At 73.6% G+C, this 21221-nt stretch carries 19 protein-coding genes; all 19 read left to right on the top strand.

From position 1 onward, the window contains the following. Positions 1–99: 99 nt before the first annotated feature. Positions 100–3924 (top strand): chromosome segregation SMC family protein, encoded by a 3825-nt coding sequence (locus ACO229_RS13290; RefSeq protein WP_423465209.1) that lies wholly within the window; start codon positions 100–102, stop codon positions 3922–3924. 141 nt (positions 3925–4065) lie between these two features. Beyond that, a complete protein-coding gene (locus ACO229_RS13285; RefSeq protein ID WP_397416119.1) occupies positions 4066–4596 on the top strand; it encodes a hypothetical protein in 531 nt (176 codons plus the stop codon). Positions 4597–4918: 322 nt separating this feature from the next. Continuing rightward, positions 4919–6112, top strand: coding sequence for a signal recognition particle-docking protein FtsY (gene ftsY / locus ACO229_RS13280; RefSeq protein WP_423465208.1), 1194 nt, complete (start codon positions 4919–4921; stop codon positions 6110–6112). A gap of 280 nt (positions 6113–6392) precedes the next feature. After that, positions 6393–7691 carry an ammonium transporter gene (locus ACO229_RS13275; protein ID WP_397416113.1) on the top strand — a complete coding sequence of 433 codons (1299 nt, stop codon included), beginning with the start codon at positions 6393–6395 and terminating at the stop codon, positions 7689–7691. 42 nt (positions 7692–7733) lie between these two features. Further along, positions 7734–8072, top strand: a complete 339-nt coding sequence (locus tag ACO229_RS13270; protein WP_397416111.1) for a P-II family nitrogen regulator — start codon at positions 7734–7736, stop codon at positions 8070–8072. A gap of 20 nt (positions 8073–8092) precedes the next feature. Continuing rightward, entirely contained in the window at positions 8093–9898 is a 1806-nt protein-coding gene (locus tag ACO229_RS13265) for a [protein-PII] uridylyltransferase (RefSeq protein ID WP_423465207.1), read from the top strand. Positions 9899–9937: 39 nt separating this feature from the next. Beyond that, positions 9938–11584, top strand: coding sequence for a signal recognition particle protein (gene ffh / locus ACO229_RS13260; protein ID WP_423465206.1), 1647 nt, complete (start codon positions 9938–9940; stop codon positions 11582–11584). Between the two features lie 105 nt (positions 11585–11689). Further along, positions 11690–12811, top strand: coding sequence for an amidohydrolase family protein (locus ACO229_RS13255; RefSeq protein ID WP_397433121.1), 1122 nt, complete (start codon positions 11690–11692; stop codon positions 12809–12811). A 201-nt stretch (positions 12812–13012) separates the two neighbouring features. Further along, the gene (gene rpsP / locus ACO229_RS13250; protein ID WP_397416100.1) at positions 13013–13438 is read left to right on the top strand and encodes a 30S ribosomal protein S16; all 426 of its coding nucleotides are present in this window, start codon (positions 13013–13015) and stop codon (positions 13436–13438) included. Further along, positions 13438–13677, top strand: a complete 240-nt coding sequence (locus tag ACO229_RS13245; RefSeq protein ID WP_119138001.1) for an RNA-binding protein — start codon at positions 13438–13440, stop codon at positions 13675–13677. The genes rpsP and ACO229_RS13245 overlap by 1 nt, the downstream gene beginning before the upstream one ends. Before the next feature lie 74 nt (positions 13678–13751). After that, the gene (gene rimM / locus ACO229_RS13240; protein WP_423465205.1) at positions 13752–14318 is read left to right on the top strand and encodes a ribosome maturation factor RimM; all 567 of its coding nucleotides are present in this window, start codon (positions 13752–13754) and stop codon (positions 14316–14318) included. A 1-nt stretch (position 14319) separates the two neighbouring features. Further along, positions 14320–15099 carry a tRNA (guanosine(37)-N1)-methyltransferase TrmD gene (gene trmD / locus ACO229_RS13235; protein WP_423465204.1) on the top strand — a complete coding sequence of 260 codons (780 nt, stop codon included), beginning with the start codon at positions 14320–14322 and terminating at the stop codon, positions 15097–15099. Positions 15100–15323: 224 nt separating this feature from the next. After that, positions 15324–15671, top strand: coding sequence for a 50S ribosomal protein L19 (gene rplS / locus ACO229_RS13230; RefSeq protein ID WP_397416093.1), 348 nt, complete (start codon positions 15324–15326; stop codon positions 15669–15671). A gap of 205 nt (positions 15672–15876) precedes the next feature. Beyond that, positions 15877–16641, top strand: a complete 765-nt coding sequence (gene lepB / locus ACO229_RS13225; RefSeq protein ID WP_397416091.1) for a signal peptidase I — start codon at positions 15877–15879, stop codon at positions 16639–16641. Positions 16642–16644: 3 nt separating this feature from the next. Next, positions 16645–17334: a ribonuclease HII gene (locus tag ACO229_RS13220; protein ID WP_397416089.1), complete on the top strand. Its 690-nt coding sequence runs from the start codon at positions 16645–16647 to the stop codon at positions 17332–17334. 7 nt (positions 17335–17341) lie between these two features. Beyond that, on the top strand, positions 17342–17641 hold the full coding sequence (locus ACO229_RS13215; RefSeq protein WP_119137991.1) for a DUF2469 domain-containing protein: 300 nt from the start codon (positions 17342–17344) through the stop codon (positions 17639–17641). A gap of 154 nt (positions 17642–17795) precedes the next feature. Next, positions 17796–18263 (top strand): YraN family protein, encoded by a 468-nt coding sequence (locus tag ACO229_RS13210; RefSeq protein WP_423465203.1) that lies wholly within the window; start codon positions 17796–17798, stop codon positions 18261–18263. Continuing rightward, entirely contained in the window at positions 18263–19810 is a 1548-nt protein-coding gene (locus tag ACO229_RS13205; RefSeq protein ID WP_397416085.1) for a YifB family Mg chelatase-like AAA ATPase, read from the top strand. The genes ACO229_RS13210 and ACO229_RS13205 overlap by 1 nt, the downstream gene beginning before the upstream one ends. Next, positions 19803–21140 carry a DNA-processing protein DprA gene (gene dprA, locus ACO229_RS13200; RefSeq protein ID WP_423465202.1) on the top strand — a complete coding sequence of 446 codons (1338 nt, stop codon included), beginning with the start codon at positions 19803–19805 and terminating at the stop codon, positions 21138–21140. The genes ACO229_RS13205 and dprA overlap by 8 nt, the downstream gene beginning before the upstream one ends. Positions 21141–21221 lie beyond the last annotated feature (81 nt).

Here is a 21221-nt window from a genome sequence, read left to right as displayed (position 1 = left end):
TGCGTGGCGTCGTCCGCGCGTCCCGGACGGACGCTCTGCTTCGGCGTACATCCGCCGTATGTCCGACGTTCAACCCGTATCCACAGTTAGGCTCACCCAGTGCACCTCAAGACGCTCACGCTCCGGGGATTCAAGTCCTTCGCGTCGGCGACCACCCTTGAGCTGGAGCCGGGCATCACCTGCGTGGTGGGCCCCAACGGCTCCGGCAAGTCGAACGTGGTCGACGCCCTGGCCTGGGTCATGGGTGAGCAGGGCGCCAAGTCGCTGCGCGGCGGCAAGATGGACGACGTCATCTTCGCCGGCACGTCCGGCCGCGCGCCCCTGGGCCGTGCCGAGGTCTCCCTCACGATCGACAACACCGACGGGGCGCTGCCGATCGACTACACCGAGGTGACGATCTCGCGCACGCTGTTCCGCAGCGGCGGTTCCGAGTACGCGATCAACGGCAACAGCTGCCGCCTGCTGGACATCCAGGAGCTGCTGAGCGACTCCGGCATCGGCCGCGAGATGCACGTCGTGGTGGGGCAGGGACAGCTCGACGCCGTCCTGCGTGCCACCCCCGAGGAACGGCGCGGCTTCATCGAGGAGGCCGCCGGGGTCCTCAAGCACCGCAAGCGCAAGGAGAAGGCGCTGCGCAAGCTCGACGCGATGCAGGGCAACCTCGCGCGCCTGGGCGACCTGACCGCCGAGCTGCGGCGGCAGCTCGGACCGCTCGGCCGGCAGGCCGAGGCCGCGCGCAAGGCCCAGACCGTGCAGCGGGACCTGCGCGACGCCAAGGCCCGCCTGCTCGCCGACGACCTGGCCCAGCTCACCGCCCAGCTCGAGCAGGAGCTCGCCGACGAGCGGTCGCTCAAGCAGCGGCAGGCCGAGACGGAGGCCGCGCTCACCGAGGCCCGTGGCACCCTGGCCCGGCTGGAGGCCGCGATGTCGGCCGAGTCGCAGCAGGTCAGCCAGGCCGGGGACACGGTCTTCGCACTGTCCCAGACGCGTGAGCGGCTGCGCAGCCTGCAGTCCCTGGCCGGGGAGCGCGCCCGCCTGCTCGGCACCGCCGAGCCCGCGCACCAGGGCCAGGACCCGGACGACCTCGAGGCCCAGGCGGCCCGTGCCCGCGCCAGCGAGGAGGAGCTGGTCACCGAGGTCGAGATGGCCCGCGAGGTCGTGGAGACCGCCGTCGACGCCCGCGCGGAGGCCGAAGCGGCCGCGCAGGCCGCCGAGCGGTCGCACGCGGCGCTGCTGCGCGCCGCCGCGGACCGGCGCGAGGGCCTGGCGCGCCTGGCCGGCCAGGTCGCCGCGCGCCGCAGCCGCGTCGAGGCCGCGCAGTCGGAGCTGGACCGCCTGCGGGAGGCGCTGCTGGAGGCCGAGCAGCGGGTCGAGGAGACCTCGCGCGAGCTCGGCGCCCTGGAGGCCGAGGTCGGCGGGGGCGGCGAGGACGGCGTGGAGGGGCTCGACGTCGCGCACGAGGCGGCGTCCGAGGTGCTGGAGCTCGCCAAGGCCGAGGTGCGCCACCTCCAGGAGCAGGTCACCACGGCGGAGCGGGACCGCAGCGCGGCGGCCGCCAAGGTCGAGGCACTGGAGCTGAGCCTGGACCGCAAGGACGGCGCGGGCACCCTGCTGGCCGCCGACCACGCAGGCGTGCTCGGCTCGGTCGCGGCGCTCCTGGGCATCGAGGCCGGTTTCGAGGACGCGGTGGCCGCCGCGCTCGGCCCGGTGGCGGACGCCGTGGCCGTGGCGGGCGTCGACGAGGCCGTGGACGCGCTGCGGCTGCTCCGGGACCAGGACGCCGGCCGCGCCAGCCTGGTCGTGGGCGGCGCCGCCGCGGAGGCCGGCCGCCCCGACGTCGAGCTGCCCGCGGGCGCCCGCTGGGCCACGGACGTGGTGCAGGTCGCGGGCCCGGCGTCGGCCGCGCTGCGGACGATCCTGCGCGACGTCGTCGTGGTGGACGACCTGGCGCGTGCCCGTGTGCTCGTGCGTGACCAGCCCGTGGTCGCGGTGACCCGGGCCGGCGACCTGCTGGGTGCCACGCGCGCCTGGGGCGGGTCGGCGGCCGCGCCCAGCGTGCTGCACCTGCAGTCGGCGCTCGACGAGGCGAAGGCGGCGCGCGACGAGGCGGCGGCCCGGGAGGCCGACGGCTCGGCGCACCTGGAGCGCGCCCGCGCCGAGCGCGCCGCGGCCCAGGAACGCTACGACGAGACGCTGGCCCGCCTCGGGGAGGCCGACGCCGCGCGTGCCGCTGCCGCCGAGCAGCTCGGGTCCCTGGGCGCCGCCGCCCGGGCCGCCCGGGCCGAGGCCGACCGGCATCGCGCCGCGCTGGAGCAGGCGCAGACGCGCCGCGCGGAGGACGAGCTCGAGCTGGAGGCGCTCGTCGAGCGCATGACGATCGCCGAGGAGGAGCCCGACGACGGCGAGGGCTCCGTCGACGAGCTGCAGGCCCAGCGGGACGCCGCCGCCGAGGCCGCGACCGCCGCGCGCGGGCGTGAGACCGAGGCACGGCTGGCCCTGCGCACGGCGGAGGAGCGGGCCCGCGCGGTGTCCGGCCGCGCGCAGGCGCTGGTCGCGGCGGCCGAGCAGGAACGAGAGGCCCGTGCCCGCGCCGCCGAGCGCGAGGAGGCCCGACAGCGCGACGCGGCGCGGGCGCTGGAGGTTCAGCAGGGCGTCGCCGTGGCGCTGGAGGCCATCGCGCGGTCGCTCGACCGGGCGACGGCCGAGAAGGCCGCCGCCGAGGAGGCCCGTGCCGCCGGGTCGGAGCAGCTCCTGGCCGTGCGCGGGAGCGTCGAGTCGCTCACCGCCGAGCTGCGTGAGCTGACCGACGTGGCGCACCGCGACGAGGTGGCCCGCGCGCAGCAGATGCTGCGCCTGGAGCAGCTCCAGACCCGCGCGACCGAGGAGCTGGGCACCGACCCCGACGTGCTCGTGGAGGAGTTCGGCCCGCACCAGATGGTCCCCGTCTACGAGGGGGACGTCGCGGTCCGGGGCCGCAAGCGACGCGCCGTCGTCGAGCGGGACGAGGAGGGCAACCCCATCCGGTACGCGGGTGACCCGCCGCTGCCGCGCGGCGCCGCCGCGCGCGAGGACGCGCTCATCGCGCGGACGCGTGCCCTGCACGAGGCGGGCCTGCGGCCCGACGACCCGGCGGCGACCGCGGTGGTCGTCGCGGCGGCCGGGGCGGAACCCGCCGAGGAGCCGGCGCCGGACGGCGAGGCGGGGGCCGAGGAGGCCGCACCGGCCGAGCCGAAGCCCGACCGGATGGTCCCGTACGTCCGCGAGGAGCAGGAGGCGCGGCTGGCCAAGGCCGAGAAGGCGCTGTCGCGGATCGGCGCCGTGAACCCGCTCGCGCTGGAGGAGTTCGCGGCCCTGGAGGAGCGGCACCAGTTCCTCACCGACCAGCTCGCGGACCTGAAGAAGTCGCGGGAGGACCTGCTCCAGATCGTCGACGACATCGACGAGCGCGTGCAGCAGGTGTTCGCCGAGGCGTTCCAGGACACGGCCGCCAAGTTCCTGGAGATCTTCCCGCGGCTGTTCCCGGGCGGCGAGGGCAGGCTCACGCTCACGGAGCCGGAGAGCCTGCTGACCACCGGCATCGAGGTCGAGGCGCGGCCCGCCGGCAAGAAGGTCAAGCGGCTCTCGCTGCTGTCGGGCGGCGAGCGCTCGCTCGCGGCGGTCGCGTTCCTCGTGTCGATCTTCAAGGCCCGGCCCAGCCCGTTCTACATCATGGACGAGGTCGAGGCGGCGCTCGACGACGTGAACCTCGGGCGTCTCATCGAGATCTTCAAGGAGCTGCAGAAGGACAGCCAGCTCATCGTGATCACGCACCAGAAACGCACCATGGAGGTCGCGGACGCCCTGTACGGCGTGACCATGCGGGGCGACGGCGTCACGACGCTCATCAGCCAGCGCATGGGCGACCGGGAGACGGTGACCGCCTGAGCCCGAGCGGGTGAATTTCTCGCGTCCCCGGCCAGGAACGTTCGGGTGTGAGCGAATTCTCCCGGCACGTTCGTGCGTGTCGTCCGGCGTGTCGCGGCGGTCCGCACGGCGCGACCGGACAAGACACGACACAATAGGGCTATGTGGTGGTCGGTCATTCTGCTCGTGGTGTGCCTGGTCCTGGCGGTCGGCGTGTTCGTCGTCGCCAGCCAGATGGACGCGCCCTCGAACAAGGCCGAGGACTTCTCGTTCCTCCAGTGGTTCCGGTCGGGTCTCGCGCGTCTGCGGGGTGATCACTCGCGTCGCCGGGACGGTCGCCGGCACGGCGCGTCCGCCGTGGCGACGCACGCGGTGGGTGCCCCGTCCGTCTGGGTCGGCAAGCCGCCCGTGCTCAAGCCCGACACGTCCCCGGTCGACATGGGGATGTCCGAGTTCTTCGCCGCGACCATCGAGTCCAAGCCGGGGTACGTCGACGCGGAGGAGCTCACCGACGTGCTGAACCGCGCGCGGGACCAGGCGCAGAAGACGCTCCACGTGCCGCTGGGCACGGTGCCGCTCAAGCCGGCCAACCTCGTGCCCGGCCAGCTCCGTGCGGTGCGCCCGGTGCGCAGCGTGCAGAAGATCCCGCAGGAGCCGCCGGCGGACCAGGGCCCGGCCCAGGCCGCCAGCTAGCCGGCCGCGGGGCGCTCGCCCCACATCGTTCCGTTCCGCGGCGTGACAGCCGGGGTTCGACGACGTGCGCCCGGTCGGCGGCCGGTGCGTGCAGCGACTTCGGTCAACAGCGTGACGTCCGGCTCGATGTTCGGTCCGGTGCCCTGACTTCGGTCCATCGATCGACCGGTCTCGGGGCAAGGGACCGAGCTCGCGGGGACCGGGCGGGCAACGGACCGAACGAGTCGGCGGTGCCGGGCCGTGGGTGCGGGTGCGGGTGCGGGCCAGCCTGCCCGCGAGAGTGCTTCCGCACCGCCCCGCGCGGGATGAAAGAATCTGGGGCGTGAACGAGCTTCCCTGGATCGAGATCATCTCCGCCGTCGTCGTCCTCGCGGGCGGCGGTGGCGTCGCCGGCCTGCTGGTGGCGCGCCGTCGTCGGCACGACCAGGAGCGGGGCGGCGGCACGACCACCCTGGAGCGTGAGCCCGGGACGTTGGCCCAGGCCACCGCGGAGCCTGCGGCGGGCGGCACGGCCACCGCCACCCGGCCGGAGCCCGACGTCGCGCCCGAGCCGGCGGCCCCGGCGGTGGAGACGCCCGCCCCGACCGCCGGCCGCCTCGTGCGCCTGCGCGACCGGCTCGCCCGCTCCGGGTCGCCGCTCGGGGCCCGGTTGCTGTCGGTCCTGTCCCGGGACGCGCTGACCGAGGACGACTGGGACGAGATCGAGGAGGAGCTGCTCCTCGCGGACGTCGGCGCGGGCCCCACCACGGAGCTCCTGGACGCGCTGCGCACCAAGGTGCGGGTGCTCGGCGTCCGCGAGCCCGGGGCCGTGCGCGAGCTGCTGCGGTCCGAGCTCGTCACGCTGCTCGACCCGAGCCTGGACCGGACGCTGCGCACCGAGCCGACCACGGCGGACGACGGCACGCACCTGCCCGCCGTGACCCTCGTGGTGGGCGTCAACGGCACGGGCAAGACCACCACGGTGGGCAAGCTCGCCCGGGTGCTGGTGGCCGACGGCCGCAGCGTGGTGCTCGGCGCCGCCGACACGTTCCGGGCGGCGGCCGCCGACCAGCTCACCACGTGGGGCAACCGCGTGGGCGTGCCGACCGTGCGGTCGGACCGCGAGGGCGCCGACCCGGCGTCGGTCGCCTTCGAGGCGGTGGCGCGCGGGCGTGACGAGAAGATGGACGTGGTGCTTGTGGACACCGCCGGGCGCCTGCAGAACAAGGCGGGGCTCATGGACGAGCTCGGCAAGATCGTGCGCGTCTCGAGCAAGGTGGTGCCGCCGAGCGAGGTGCTGCTGGTGCTCGACGCGACCACCGGTCAGAACGGGCTGTCGCAGGCCCGGGTCTTCGCGGAGGTCGCCGGCGTGACGGGCATCGTGCTGACCAAGCTGGACGGCACGGCCAAGGGCGGCATCGTGGTGCAGGTGCAGCGGGAGCTCGGCGTGCCGGTCAAGCTGATCGGCCTGGGTGAGGGGCCGGACGACCTGGCGCCGTTCGACGTCGAGGAGTTCGTGGACGGCATTCTCGGCTGAATGCGGCCCGCCTACTGAATGCAGCGCGAATTGTCGTCGGATTGTCTTGTGTCCACCATGCGAGAACGGTGTGTTTCCGGCGGATAGCGCAGGAATCACGATCCCATCACGGTCGATTGAATAATTTCGCCCATTTCGCTCGCGAAATGAGACGTTTACATGCCTCGGCCCTGCGTCACGCATCCGTAACCTCGATGCGGGCCGCGTGTAACGCCTTCCCGGGACGGTAGTCCGCGGTGGGCCGAGTCACCAAGGACCGGTCCGGGGAGAGAGGCAACCGATGGAATTCGAACTGGACAGTGGCAACACTGCCTGGCTGATTACCGCCTCCTCGCTCGTGCTGCTGATGACGCCGGGCCTGGCGTTCTTCTACGGCGGCATGGTGCGTGGCAAGAGCGTTCTGAACATGATGATGATGAGCTTCGCGTCGATCGGCGTCGCGGGACTCGTGTGGGTCGTCTACGGCTACGGGCTCGCGTTCGGCCCGGACCTCGGCGGCTTCATCGGCAACCCGGCCGGCCTGATCGGCCTGACGGTGGACAACGCCGCCAGCCCCACGACGGCCATGGGCATCCCGGCTCTCGTCTTCGCGGGCTTCCAGGCGACCTTCGCCATCATCACCGTGGCGCTCATCTCGGGTGCCATCGCGGATCGCGCCAAGTTCGGCACCTGGGTCGTCTTCACGGCGATCTGGGTCACGATCGTCTACACGCCGCTGGCTCACTGGGTCTGGGGCGGCGGCATGTTCGGCGCCGACGGCTGGCTCGCCTCGGCGCTCTCGCTGCCCATCGACTTCGCCGGTGGCACCGTGGTGCACATCAACGCCGGTGCCGCCGCGCTCGCCCTGGCGCTCATCCTCGGCAAGCGCAAGGGCTTCGGCACGGAGGCCATGCGCCCCCACAACCTGCCGTTCGTCATGCTCGGTGCCGCGCTCCTGTGGTTCGGCTGGTTCGGCTTCAACGCGGGCTCGGAGCTCGCCGCCGACGGCACCGCGGGCCGCGCCTGGGTCAACACCCTCGTGGCGACCGGTGTCGCCATGCTCGGCTGGATGGTCACGGAGAAGTTCCGCGACGGTGCGGCCACCTCGCTCGGTGCCGCGTCCGGTGTCGTCGCCGGTCTGGTCGCGATCACCCCGGCCGCCGGCACGGTGGACAGCTGGGGCGCCATCGTCATCGGCCTGGTCGCCGGTGTCCTGTGCTCCCTCGCGGTGGGCCTCAAGTACAAGTTCGGCTACGACGACTCGCTCGACGTCGTGGGCGTCCACCTGGTCGGTGGCCTCGTCGGTACGGTCCTGATCGGCTTCTTCGCCACCAACGGCCGCTACGACTCGTTCTACTTCGAGGGCTCGCTCAACGGCCTCTTCTACGGTGGTGGCGTCACGCAGCTGATCACGCAGATCGTCGCCGCGCTGATCGCCGTCGTCTACAGCTTCGTGGTCACCGCGGTCATCGCCTACGCCCTCAAGGCGACGATGGGCTGGCGGATCTCCGAGGAGGCCGAGGTCAGCGGTATCGACCTCGCCGTCCACGGCGAGACGGCGTACGAGAACTCCGGTTCCACCATCACCGAGGTGCGCTGACCGTACTACGGTGCAGCGACCAGACTGCTTAGGAGGCAGCGCATGAAGCTTGTCACGGCGGTCCTCCAGCCGCACCGGCTGGATGACGTGAAGACGGCGTTGGAAGGTGTCGGGGTTCGCGGCATGACCGTGAGCGAGGCCAGCGGCTACGGCCGGCAGAAGGGCCACACCGAGGTGTACCGCGGTGCCGAGTACACCGTCGACCTGGTGCCCAAGGTCCGCATCGAGGTCCTCGTCACCGACGCGGACGTCGCGGCGGTCACGGACGCGGTGGTCGGCGCGGCCCAGACCGGCAAGATCGGTGACGGCAAGGTGTGGGTCGTGCCCGTCGAGGACGTGGCTCGCGTCCGCACCGGCGAGCACGGCGACGCCGCCCTCTGACGGGGAGTGTCCGACGTCGCATGACCACTGACCCGGCGTCCGAGGGCGCCCGGGAGCAGGCGGAGGCCCCGCACCCCACCGCAGGGGTGCGGGGCCTCCGTGACGAGCTCCTCACCATCGCCACCGACCTGACCGGTCCGGGTCGCTCCGGCCTGGCCCGGCGCTCCGCCGTCGGCCAGCGGGCGACCGAACGCCTCGGCGCGCTGTTCGCGGAGGCGACGGACGGCGTCGACCCGTCGGGCATCGCCCTGGCGGCCGTCGGCAGCCTCGGGCGCGGGGAGCTCGGCCCTCTCAGCGACCTCGACCTCGTGCTGGTGCACGACGGCCGCACCCACGGCGCCGACGAGCTGAAGCAGGTCGCCGAACGGCTCTGGTACCCGCTGTGGGACTCGGGCGTGGACATCGACCACGCCGTGCGGTCCCTGAGCCAGTCCCGCCAGGTGGCCGCGAGCGACCTGCCCGCCGTGATCGGCTGGCTGAGCGTGCGGCCCGTGGCGGGGGACGCCGTCGTCGTGCACCGGGCGGCGTCGGCGGTGCTGACCGACTGGCGCGCCGCCGCGCGACGGCGCCTGCCCGAGCTCATCTCGTCGACGCGCGACCGCGCGCAGCGTGCGGGGGAGCTCGCCTACCTCATCGAGCCCGACCTCAAGGAGGCCCGGGGCGGCATGCGGGACGCCGTGCTGCTCTCCGCGCTGGCCGCGACCTGGCTCACCGACCGCCCGCACGGCGCGGTCGACGCCGCGTACACGCAGCTGCTCGACGTGCGCGACACACTCCAGGTGGTCACCCGGCGGCGTACCAGCCGCCTGCTGCTGGCGGACCTCGAGGAGGTCGCCGAGCGGACCGGTCACGACGACGGCGACGAGCTCCTGGCGGCCCTGGCCGAGTCGGGGCGCGTCATCTCCTACGCGCTGGACATGACCATCCGGCGGGCACGCCAGGCGCTGGCCCGTCCGGTAGGCGTGGGCAAGCCGCTCATGGTGCGCGGGCGGCGCACGCCGCCGCGCCTGCGCTCGGTGGGCGACGGCCTGGTGGAGCACGACGGCGAGCTGGTGCTCGGTGTCGGCACCCGCCCGGCCTCGGACCCGCTGCTGCCCCTGCGAGCCGCCGCGACGGCTGCCCGGACGGGCCTCGTGCTGTCCCCGGTGACGATCCGCAGCCTGGAGCAGTGCCCGCCCCTGCCGCAGCCGTGGCCGCCCGCCGCACGGGAGAGCCTGCTGGCGCTCCTGGGTGCCGGGCCCGCGCAGGTGCCCGTCTGGGAGGCCCTCGACCTCGCGGGCGTGGTCACCTCCTGGTTCCCGGAGTGGGCGGACGTGCGCAACCGGCCGCAGCGCGCGGCGATCCACCGGCACACCGTGGACCGGCACCTCGTGGAGACCGCGGCGGTGGCGGCGAAGCTCCGGCGGCGGCTGCCGGAGGTGGGGTCCCACGGTGGTGCGACCTCGGGCGACCTGCTGCTGCTCGCCGCCCTGCTGCACGACATCGGCAAGGTGCGGGGCGCCGCCGACCACTCCGTGGAGGGTGCCGCGCGGGTGCCGGCCATCCTGACCCGGGCGGGCTTCGCGCCCGAGGTGGTCGACGACGTCACGCGGCTCGTGCGGCACCACCTCACGCTCGCCGACCTGGCCACGCGGGCCGACCCCGACGACCCGGCGACGGTGACCGCGCTCCTGGACGCCGTCGGCCACCGGCGCGACCTGCTGGACGTGCTGCGCGCGCTCACCGAGGCGGACACCACGTCCCTGGGGCCGAAGGCCTGGACGGACTGGCGAGCGCAGCTCGTGGACGGGCTGACGGAGCGGGCGCGGGCGCGGCTGCGCGGCTGAGGTGTGCTCGCCCCAGGTGCGTTCTATTAGGCTGTGTCTGTGTTCAACTCCCTGTCCGACCGGCTCACCTCGACGTTCAAGAACCTGCGCACGCGCGGCCGTCTCTCCGAGGCGGACATCGACGCGACCGTGCGGGAGATCCGCCGCGCCCTCCTGGACGCGGACGTCGCGGTGCCCGTGGTGCGGGAGTTCACCGCCGCGGTGCGCGAGCGGGCGCTCTCCTCGGAGGTCTCGGGTGCGCTGAACCCGGCGCAGCAGGTCGTCAAGATCGTCAACGAGGAGCTCGTCGACATCCTCGGCGGCGCCACCCGGCCGCTGACGCTCGCCAAGGCGCCGCCCACCGTGATCATGCTCGCAGGTCTGCAGGGTGCCGGTAAGACCACCCTGGCCGGCAAGCTCGCGCACGCGCTCAAGGGGCAGGGGCACACGCCGCTGCTGGTCGCCGCCGACCTCCAGCGCCCGAACGCCGTGACCCAGCTCTCCGTGGTGGCCGAGCGGGCGGGCGTGCCCGTCTTCGCGCCGCACCCCGGCAACACCTCGGACGCCGACGACCCGGCCGCCGACGCGCCCCTGATCGGCGACCCGGTCGGCGTGGCCCGCGACGGTGTCGCGTTCGCCAAGGAGCGCCAGCACGACGTCGTGATCGTGGACACCGCCGGCCGCCTCGGCATCGACCAGGTGCTCATGCAGCAGGCCGCGGACATCCGTGCCGCGGTGAACCCGGACGAGGTCCTGTTCGTCATCGACGCGATGATCGGTCAGGACGCGGTGAACACCGCCAAGGCGTTCGCCGACGGCGTCGACTTCACCGGCGTCGTCCTGTCCAAGCTGGACGGCGACGCGCGCGGTGGTGCCGCGCTGTCGGTCGCGAAGGTGACCGGCCGGCCCATCATGTTCGCGTCCACCGGCGAGAAGCTGACGGACTTCGAGGTCTTCCACCCCGACCGCATGGCGAGCCGCATCCTCGACATGGGTGACGTGCTCACCCTGATCGAGCAGGCCGAGAAGGCGTTCGACGCCGAGCAGGCCGAGAAGATGGCCGGCAAGCTCGCCAGCGGCCAGGACTTCACGCTCGCGGACTTCCTGGTGCAGATGCAGCAGCTGAAGAACATGGGCTCGATGAAGAAGATGCTCGGCATGCTGCCGGGCATGGCCCAGATGCGGGACCAGCTCGACCAGTTCGACGAGCGCGAGGTGGGCCGCATCGAGGCGATCATCCACTCGATGACGCCCGCCGAGCGCGACAACCCGAAGATCATCAACGGTTCGCGCCGCGCGCGCATCGCCAAGGGTTCCGGCACCACCACGACGGCCATCAACCAGCTCCTGGAGCGGTTCGAGAACGCGCAGAAGATGATGCGCCAGATGTCCAAGGGCGGCGGCCTCGGCCCGGGCGGGATGCCCGCCATGCCGGGTGGCCCCGGCATGGGCATGGGCATGGGCAAGAAGTCGCGTGGCAAGACCCAGCCGCCCAAGAAGGCCAAGAAGGGCAAGTCCGGGAACCCGGCCAAGCGCGCCCAGCAGGAGAAGGAAGCGATGCAGCGTGCGCTCGGCGGCGGGCCGGCCACGTCCGTCTCGTCCGCGCCGGCGGGTTCGGCCTTCGGCGTCGCCCCGAAGAAGGACGAGACGCCCGACCTGAGCAACCTCGAGCTGCCGCCGGGCCTGGAGAAGTTCCTGGGTCGGTGAGGTCGGCGGCGCGCGCCGTCCGCCGGGTGGTTCCGGCGGGCGGGCCGACGGTGGTGCGGTGCGGGGCGTGTCCACAGGGTGAATCGGGGAGAGCGAAGGAGCCGCATGTCTGCGCTGGAAGGTCCGACCGCGGCGATCCGTGGGCACATCCTGCTCGGTGACGACCGCGAGGCCGAGGAGATCTGGGTCCGCTCGGGCCGGGTGAGCCTCACGCGGCCGTCGGCGCAGGGCACCAACATGCGGGTGCTGGAGGGCTGGGCCCTGCCCGGTCTGGTGGACGTGCACTGCCACATCGGGCTGGCCGCCGACGGCGCCGTGCCGGTCGAGGAGGCGGAGAAGCAGGCGGTCGCGGACCGTGACTCGGGCGTGCTCCTGGTCCGGGACGCGGGCTCGCCGCTGGACACCGCCTGGGTGCACGACCGTCCCGACCTGCCGCACCTGCTCCGCGCGGGCACGCACCTCGCACGCCCCAAGCGGTACCTGCGCAACTACGGGCTGGAGCTGGAGTCCCCGGACCTGCTCCCCGACGCTGTCCGCACGCAGGCGCGCCGCGGCGACGGCTGGGTCAAGCTCGTGGGCGACTGGATCGACCGCACCCTGGGGGCCGACGGCGACCTGCGGCCGCTCTGGTCGGACGAGCTGCTGGCCGAGGCCGTCGCGGTGGCGCACGCCGAGGCCGCGCGGGTGACCGTGCACGCCTTCGCCACCGAGACGATCGACGGGCTGCTGGCGGCCGGCGTCGACTGCATCGAGCACGGCACGGGCATGACGGCCGAGCACATGGCCGTCGCCGCCGAGCGCGGTGTCGCCGTGACGCCCACGATGCTGCAGATCGGGCAGTTCGAGAACATCGCCGCGCAGGCGGACGGCAAGTACCCCGTGTACGCGGAGCGGATGCGCGCCATGTACGCCCGGCGGTACGAGCACGTGCGGAACCTGTACGACGCCGGGGTACGGCTCCTGGTCGGCACGGACGCGGGCGGCACGATCTCGCACGGCCGGATCGCCGACGAGTGCGCGGAGCTGGTGGCGGCGGGGATCCCGCCGGCCGAGGTCGTGGCGATGGCCTCGTGGCGGGCCCGCGAGTACCTGGGGTTCGGGGCGGTGGTGGAGGGCTCCAGCGCGGACCTCGTGGTGTACCCGGCCGACCCGCGCGAGGACATCGAGGTGCTGCGGCACCCCACGGCGGTGGTGCTGCGCGGCGTCGTCTACCCGGCCGCAGGCTGACGGGTCGCGCGGGCGTGTCGCGACCGCGCGGTGTGAGGCACGCCTGGTTGGTGAGGCCCTCCGCGGTCTGGCACAATGTGCAGGTACTCGGCGTGCCCGGACCCCTCTCACCCGGTCAGGTCGTGTCCCGGTCCCACCCACTGCGTCACCCCACGTCGCGGTGCACGGGCCATCCCATTCAGAACCAGGAGTGACCACTTCGTGGCCGTCAAGATTCGTCTCAAGCGCCTCGGCAAGATCCGGGCCCCGTACTACCGTGTCGTCGTCGCCGACTCGCGCACCAAGCGCGACGGTCGCGTGATCGAGGAGATCGGCAAGTACCACCCGACCGAGGAGCCGTCGCTCATCGAGATCAAGTCGGAGCGCGCGCAGTACTGGCTCGGCGTCGGCGCGCAGCCGACCGAGCAGGTCGCCGCTCTGCTCAAGGTGACCGGTGACTGGCAGAAGTTCAAGGGCCTGCCGGGTGCCGAGGGCACCCTGAAGGTCAAGGGCGAGAAGGCCGACGCCGCCGCCGCGATCGAGGCCGTGCACGCCGACGCCGAGAAGGCCAAGGCCAAGGCTGCCGAGAAGGCCGCCGCTGCCGCCGCCGAGGCTCCGGCCGAGCCGGCCGAGGGCGACGAGGCCTGATGCTCTCGGAGGCCCTCGAGCACCTGGTGCGCGGCATCGTGGACAACCCGGACGACGTACGCGTCTCCGCGAAGACGCTGCGCCGTGGTGACCTGCTCGAGGTCCGTGTGCACCCCGACGACCTGGGCCGTGTCATCGGCCGGGGTGGTCGCACGGCGCGCGCCCTGCGCACCGTGATCGGTGCGCTCGCCACCGACGGCCCGGTGCGGGTCGACGTCGTGGACGTCGACCGGCGCTGACCGCTCGGTACCCAGCACGACGACGAGGCCCGGTCCGGACGTGGACCGGGCCTCGCTCATCTTCGAGGAGAGACATGCAGCTCACCGTGGCCCGCGTCACCAAGGCGCACGGGCTCAAGGGCGAGGTGGCCCTGGACCTGCGCACGGACGAGCCGGAGGTCCGGCTCGCCGTCGGCGAGCGGCTGGAGACGGTGCCCGCCGACGCGGGACCGCTCACGGTGACGCACGCCCGGCAGCACCAGGGACGGTGGCTGGTGACGTTCGCCGAGGTGCCCGACCGGAACGCGGCCGAGGAGCTGCGGGGCGTCGAGCTCGTCGTCGAGGCGGACGCCTCCGACGAGGAGGACGCCTGGTACCCGCACGAGCTGGCGGGCCTGCGCGCCGAGCTGGAGGACGGCACCGTGGTGGGCACCGTCGTCACGCTGGAGTACCTGCCGGCCCACGAGGCCCTGCTCGTCGAGGAGACGCTGCCCGACGGCGGCACGGCCCGCACCCTGGTGCCGTTCGTGATGGCGATCGTGCCCGTGGTCGACGTCGCCGGCGGTCGCGTGGTGCTCACGCCGCCCGGCGGCCTTCTCGCGCGGGACGCGGACGCCGCGATCGTGGACCGGGCCGACGACGTCGACGGCGAGGACGGCTGACGTGCGGGTCGACGTCGTCTCGATCTTCCCCGACTACCTGTCGGTCCTCGACCTGTCGCTGGTCGGCAAGGCGCGGCAGCGCGGCCTGCTGGACCTGCGGGTGCACGACCTGCGGGACTGGACCACCGACCGGCACCGCACCGTGGACGACACACCGTTCGGCGGGGGAGCGGGCATGGTCATGCGGCCCGACGTGTGGGGCGTCGCCCTGGACGACGTACTGACGCCGGGTGCCCAGCTCATCGTCCCCACGCCGTCGGGCGAGGTGTTCACCCAGCGGCACGCCGAGGAGCTGGCGACGGCCGAGCAGCTCGTGTTCGCGTGCGGGCGCTACGAGGGCATCGACGCCCGCGTCGCCGAGCACTACCGCGCGGCCGGGGTCACCGTGCGGGAGCTCTCGATCGGCGACTACGTGCTCAACGGCGGCGAGGTCGCCTCGCTCGTGATGATCGAGGCCGTCGCGCGGCTGGTGCCCGGCATGGTCGGCAACCCGGAGTCCCTGGTCGAGGAGTCGCACGGCGCCGCGGGCCTGCTCGAGTACCCCGTGTACACGAAGCCGCCGGCGTGGGCGGACCTGGAGATCCCGGAGGTGCTGCTGTCGGGGCACCACGCACGGATCGAGCGCTGGCGCCGGGACCGGGCCCTGGAGCGGACCGCCGCGCGCCGACCGGACATGATCGCGGCCCTGGACCCGGCGGGTCTGGACAAGCACGACCTGGCGCTGCTCGCGGAGCTCGGGTGGGTGCCCGGGGCCGACGGGAACGCGCTGGTGCGGGCCTGACATCACACGCGTAGGTGTCGGTGCGCACCCGCATGTGTGGCAGAATGAGCCGTTGGTGCGTCGCCGGTCAGGTCTCTGCCACAGGGGACGACCGGGGCGGGCAACCGTCCCTGACCGGGTCAAGCCGCACCATCATCCTCACCCTTCCGGGACCCTGGCGGCCGTACGGCCGCGGCGGGGCCCACGATATTCGCGCCTGACCTGTGGCAGGCCCGGAGAGAACGATGCAGAAGCTCGACATGATCGACGCCGCCTCGCTGCGGTCCGACATCCCGGCGTTCCGCGCCGGTGACACCGTCAAGGTCAACGTCAAGGTCGTCGAGGGCAACCGCTCTCGCGTCCAGGCGTTCCAGGGCGTCGTCATCTCCCGCCACGGCGGTGGGATCGGCGAGACGTTCGCGGTCCGCAAGGTCAGCTTCGGTGTGGGCGTGGAGCGCAAGTTCCCGCTGCACGCGCCGACCATCGAGTCGATCGAGGTCGTCACCCGTGGTGACGTGCGTCGCGCGAAGCTGTACTACCTGCGCGAGCTGCGCGGCAAGAAGGCGAAGATCCGCGAGAAGCGCGAGGTCTGACGCTTCCGAGCGTTCCCGTGTCGGCCGTCACCCTCTGTCGGAGGGTGGCGGCCGATGCCGCGCGTGCCCCGTTCTGTGGTGATATCAGACGGGGTCGGTGTGGGCTCGCGAGGCCGTTTCGCCGCGGGCACCGAGAGGTGACAGAGTTACCCTCGTGACGAGTTTCGACCGGGTGGCACCGCCCACCCCTACCGATGGGACGCCGTTGAGCGCAGCAGATCCGTGGGGCAACAGCGGGGCGCATCGTCGGGACGGGGCCGCGCACGGTCGTGCACCGAAGCAGCAGTCGGGCGTTCTCGCGATGCTGCGGGAGATCGGCATCATCGTGGTCAGCGCGCTGGTGCTGTCGTGGCTGATCAAGACCTTCCTGGTGCAGCCGTTCTACATCCCGAGCGCCTCCATGGAGGACACGCTGACGCAGGGCGACCGCGTCATGGCGTCGCGGCTGACACCCGGCCCGTTCGACCTGGAGCACGGGGACATCGTCGTCTTCGTGGACCCGGGTGACTGGCTCCCGCCGTACGTGCCGCCGGAGCGCGGGCCGATCGGCGACGCCGCGGTGTCGTTCCTGACCACGGTGGGTCTGCTGCCGCAGGACACCGGTGACCACCTCATCAAGCGCCTGATCGGCCTGCCCGGCGACACGGTGGAGTGCTGCGACGCCGAGGGTCGCGTCTCGGTGAACGGCACGCCGATCGACGAGACGTACATCAAGCCGGGGTCGATCCCGAGCCAGGACTCGTTCGAGGTCACGGTGCCCGACGGCATGCTGTGGGTCATGGGCGACAACCGGCAGAACTCGCAGGACTCGCGGTACAACCGCGGCAAGCCGGGCGGCGGGTTCGTCCCCGTCGAGAACGTCGTGGGCACGGCGTTCGCCACCGTGTGGCCGCTGGACCGGCTGAACTGGCACAGCACCCCGTCCGACGTCTTCGCGAACGTTCCCGACGAGCCACCCGCGGGGGAGTAGGCCGTGGTCACGGTGCCGACCCTGCGGCAGGAGCGCGCGCTCCTCGCCTCGGGCGCCCGCCTCGTGGCGGGCATGGACGAGGTGGGGCGCGGGGCCCTGGCGGGCCCGGTCAGCGTGGGTGTCGTGGTGGTGGACGCCACCACCCGCACCGGGCCGAAGGGCGTGGCGGACTCGAAGCTCCTGACGCCCGCCGCGCGCGAGGCCATCGCTCCCGCCGTGCGGCGCTGGGCTGTGGCCTGGGGCGTCGGACACGCAGGACCGGCCGAGATCGACGAGGTCGGGATCATCGCGGCGCTCCGGCTCGCGGGCCGGCGAGCGCTCGCGCAGGTGCGGCTGGTCTGCGGAGACGTCGACGTGGTGGTGCTGGACGGCAAGCACGACTGGCTGTCCAGGCCGGCGCTCGACCTGTTCGCGGCGTCGGAGATCCCGGACGACGACGTGCCCGAGCCCGCGGTGCGCACCCTGGTCAAGGCCGACATGACGTGCACCTCGGTCGCCGCCGCCAGCGTGCTGGCCAAGGTCGAGCGCGACGCGATCCTCGTCGAGCTGGCCCAGCGGCACCCCGAGTACGCGTGGGACCAGAACAAGGGCTACAGCGCCAAGGCGCACATGGACGCCCTGGGCCTGCACGGGCCGACGCCGCAGCACCGCAGGTCCTGGAACCTGCCCGGAACCGCGGCGTCGGTGGGATGATGTCGTCGTGAGCGCCGAAGACCTCGAGAACTACGAGACGGAGATGGAGCTAGCGCTCTATCGCGAGTACCGCGACGTGGTGGGCCTGTTCTCCTACGTGGTGGAGACCGAACGCCGTTTCTACCTGGCCAACCAGGTGGACCTGCAGGTGCGGTCGGCGGCGGGTGAGGTGTACTTCGAGCTGCGGCTCGGGGACGCCTGGGTGTGGGACGTCTACCGTTCCGCCCGCTTCGTGAAGTCGGTGCGCGTCGTGACGTTCAAGGACGTGAACGTCGAGGAGCTGGCGAAGGCCGAGCTGGCCCTCTGAAACTCGTCCCGGGCCGGTAGGGACCCTCCTGCCGCCGTTCCAGGGCTGCGAGCGTTACGCCGAGCCTGTGGATCGTCGGTCTGTGCACATGTGAGCCCGCCGTCGCCGCCGTCGCCCCCTGTCGTGACCAAGGCTGGTCACGGAGGTGGACGCGATGGCGAAGAAGGACGGCGTGGGCCGGTACGGCGAGCGGGTGGCGCGGCGGTACCTGGAGGAGCGCGGCTGGGCGGTGCTCGACACCAACTGGCGCGGCAAGGACGGTGAGCTCGACATCGTCGCGGTCGACGGCGACGTGCTGGTGGTGGTCGAGGTCAAGACACGGACCGGTCTCGGCTACGGTCATCCGGCCGAGGCGGTCACGGCGCGCAAGCTGGCGCGGGTCAAGCGGCTGACCGGGCAGTGGCTCACCGCGTTCCGGGAACGGACGGTGGCGGCGCAGTTCGCCGAGGAGGCGGCGTCGGTCCCGATGCCGGTCGGGGCTCCCGGCGGGGCGTCTGCCGGCGCGGCGCCGGTCCTCTCGGACACGCGGACGAGCTTCGGCTCGATCCGGATCGACGTCGTTGCCGTGACCCTGCCCCGGCGTGGCCGGGCCGTGGTCGAGCACCTCGAGGCGGTGGCCTGATGGGGGTGGCGACCACGCGGGCGGTGTCGCTCGTCGGGATGCAGGGGCACGTCGTGGAGGTGCAGGCGCACCTGGCGGCGTCCGTGCCGGGCTTCACCCTGGTGGGGCTTCCGGACACCGCGCTGAGCGAGTCGCGGGACCGGGTGCGTGCGGCGGTGACCTCCTCCGGGGTCCCGTGGCCGGTCAGGAAGATCACGGTGAACCTGTCGCCCGCGTCGCTGCGCAAGCGCGGCAGCGCCTACGACCTGGCGATCGCCGTGGCGGTCCTGGCCGGCGCCGACGGCCCGGCGTCGCCGGGGCTGCGCCAGGAGAGCCTGGCCCGGACGGTGCACCTGGGCGAGCTCGGGCTCGACGGGCGGCTGCGGCCCGTGCGGGGAGTGCTGCCGTCGGTCGCGGCCGCGGTCGACGCCGGCTTCCCGGACGTGGTCGTGGCCGCGGGGGACCTCGACGAGGCGCGCCTGGTGCCTGGTGCGCGGGTGGTCGGTGCCGCCAGCCTCGCCGAGGTGCTGGTGCTGCACGGTGGCCCGCCCGAGCTGGTGCGCGAGGTGGTGACGGTCCGGCCGGAACGCTCCGCGCCGCCCGCCCGGCTGCCCGGTGACCTCGCCGACGTGCTCGGCCAGGACCGGCCGCGGTTCGCCCTGGAGGTGGCCGCCGCCGGCGGGCACCACCTGTTCCTGGTCGGGCCGCCGGGTGCGGGCAAGACGATGCTGGCGTCCCGCCTGCCGGGGATCCTGCCCGACCTGACGGACCAGGAGGCGGTCGAGGTCACGGCCGTGCACTCCGTAGCGGGCACGTTCGACCCGGGCGGCGGGCTGATCCGCCGGCCCCCGTTCGAGGACCCGCACCACACGGCGACGCCGGCGGCCGTGGTGGGCGGCGGGTCTGGCGTGCCGCGTCCCGGTGCGGTGTCGCGGGCACACCGGGGCATCCTGTTCATGGACGAGGCCCCGGAGTTCCGGTCCGACGTGCTGGAGACGCTCCGCCAGCCGCTGGAGCAGGGCGAGCTCGTGATCCATCGGTCGGGCGGTGCGGCCCGCTACCCGGCCCGCTTCCAGCTCGTCCTGGCGGCCAACCCCTGCCCGTGCGGGATGGCGGTCGGCAAGGGGCTGGACTGCAGCTGCTCGCCGACCGTGCGCCGCCGGTACCTCGCGCGTCTGTCCGGCCCGCTCCTGGACCGCGTCGACGTCCAGGTCGAGGTGCGGCGCGTGGACCGGGTCGAGCGGCTCGAGGGCTCCTCCGAGCCGACGGCGGCGGTGGCGGCCCGGGTGCTCGGCGCCCGCGAGGCGGCGCGCGCCCGGCTGGCCCAGACACCCTGGTCGACCAACGTCGAGATGCCCGGGCGGTTCCTGCGCGAGCTGCTCCGGCCGCGCCCGGGGCTGCTGGGCCCGATCGACCGCGCGATGACGGCCGGGACGTTGAGCCTGCGCGGGGTGGACCGGGTGCTGCGGATCGCCTGGACCGTCGCGGACCTCGCGGGCCGTGCGGCGCCGACCGTGGCCGACGTCGGCAACGCGCTGCTGCTGCGCACGGGAGGCGACCATGCCTGACGCGCTCTTCGGACGGCCCGGACCCGGCCTCCGGTTCGACGCCGACGACCCGGTCCTGGCCCGGGCCGCGTGGAGCCGCCTCGCCGAGCCGGGCGATCCCGTGGCGGGCGCCCTGGTGGACAGCCTCGGCCCGGTGGACGCGCTCCGCTGGCTGGTGGACGCGGCCGGTGCGCCGGAACAGGCGCAGGCAGTGCTCCATCGGATCGCGGGTGGCCGGGCGCTGTTCGGCGGGGCCGCGGACGCACCCGGGCGGTTGCTCGGACCGGTCGCGGAAGGACCGGCGCAAGGACTGGCGGCGGAAGGACCGGCCACGGAGAAGTCGGCGACGGAGGGGCCGGCGGCCTCAGGGGCGCGGGCGGTGGAGCTCGTCGTGGCGGCCGTCCGGCGCTGGGCACCTCGGCTCGAGCGGCTCGATCCCGCCGGTGAGCTCGCGGTGCTCGACCGGTACGGCGGCACTTTCCTGACCCCGGAGGACCCGCGCTGGCCGGTATCGCTGGGTGCCCTGCGTGCCATCGCGCCGTTGTCGCTCTGGGTACGCGGGGAACCGGAGCTCGGCAGGCTCGCGGAGCGCTCGGTGTCGCTCGTCGGGTCGCGCGCATGCACCGACTACGGCATCCGGGTGACACGATCCCTCGCGTGCGGCCTGGCCGACCGCGGGTTCACCGTGGTCTCCGGGGGCGCCGCGGGCATCGACGCGGAGGCCCACCGGGGCGCGCTGGTCTCCGGTGCGCCGACCGTGGCCTTTCTGGCCGGCGGCGTCGACCGGTTGTACCCGGCGAGCAGCACCGACCTGCTGCGTCGGGCCGCCGACCAGGGTGGCGCCGTGGTGAGCGAGGTGCCACCGGGCTCGGTGCCGGGCAAGCAGCGCTTCCTCAAGCGGAACCGGCTGATCGCGGCGCTCACGTCCGGCACGGTGGTGATCGAGGCGTCCGTGCGCTCCGGCGCGCTGTCCACCGCCAACCACGCCGTGCGACTGCTGCGGCCGCTCGGCGCGGTCCCCGGGCCGGTCACCTCGATGGCGTCGGCGGGCTGCCACGAGCTGCTCCGCCGCGGCGCCGCGGTGTGTGTCACGGACGCCGCCGAGGCCGCCGAGCTGGTCGGGGACGCAGGGGAGACCGCGCCGCCACGCCGGGGTGAGACGCGTCCCGAGGACGACCTCGACGCCGCCGGCAAGGCCGTGCTCGACGCGCTGCCCGTGCGTAGACCGGCCCACGAGCGATCGGTGGCCCGCGCGGCGGGCCTGGCACTGGGCGAGACGACGGGTGCGCTGGGACTGCTGGAGCTGATGGGACTGGCCGAGCAGAAGGACGGTGGCTGGCGGCGGCGATGACCAGGGCGGTCGCACGGCGTCCGTGGCTCGTGTCCGAGCGTGAGATCGGCCGGGGCCGACCGGCGTCCCTGGGCCGGCGGA

Source organism: Promicromonospora sp. MS192 (genome assembly GCF_049532985.1).
In the GTDB taxonomy this organism is placed as follows: Bacteria; Actinomycetota; Actinomycetes; order Actinomycetales; family Cellulomonadaceae; genus Promicromonospora.
Note: the sequence above shows the minus strand (reverse complement) of the source record. Positions and strands in the feature narration are given on the sequence as shown.

Bases quoted from the DNA above. Each gene is read 5' to 3' on its own strand.
- ACO229_RS13285 (WP_397416119.1), top strand. From the start codon at position 4,066: ATGTGGTGGTCGGTCATTCTGCTCGTGGTGTGCCTGGTCCTGGCGGTC.
- ACO229_RS13275 (WP_397416113.1), top strand. From the start codon at position 6,393: ATGGAATTCGAACTGGACAGTGGCAACACTGCCTGGCTGATTACCGCC.
- ACO229_RS13270 (WP_397416111.1), top strand. From the start codon at position 7,734: ATGAAGCTTGTCACGGCGGTCCTCCAGCCGCACCGGCTGGATGACGTG.
- ACO229_RS13265 (WP_423465207.1), top strand. From the start codon at position 8,093: ATGACCACTGACCCGGCGTCCGAGGGCGCCCGGGAGCAGGCGGAGGCC.
- ACO229_RS13255 (WP_397433121.1), top strand. From the start codon at position 11,690: ATGTCTGCGCTGGAAGGTCCGACCGCGGCGATCCGTGGGCACATCCTG.
- ACO229_RS13245 (WP_119138001.1), top strand. From the start codon at position 13,438: ATGCTCTCGGAGGCCCTCGAGCACCTGGTGCGCGGCATCGTGGACAAC.
- rimM (WP_423465205.1), top strand. From the start codon at position 13,752: ATGCAGCTCACCGTGGCCCGCGTCACCAAGGCGCACGGGCTCAAGGGC.
- rplS (WP_397416093.1), top strand. From the start codon at position 15,324: ATGCAGAAGCTCGACATGATCGACGCCGCCTCGCTGCGGTCCGACATC.
- ACO229_RS13210 (WP_423465203.1), top strand. From the start codon at position 17,796: ATGGCGAAGAAGGACGGCGTGGGCCGGTACGGCGAGCGGGTGGCGCGG.
- ACO229_RS13205 (WP_397416085.1), top strand. From the start codon at position 18,263: ATGGGGGTGGCGACCACGCGGGCGGTGTCGCTCGTCGGGATGCAGGGG.
- dprA (WP_423465202.1), top strand. From the start codon at position 19,803: ATGCCTGACGCGCTCTTCGGACGGCCCGGACCCGGCCTCCGGTTCGAC.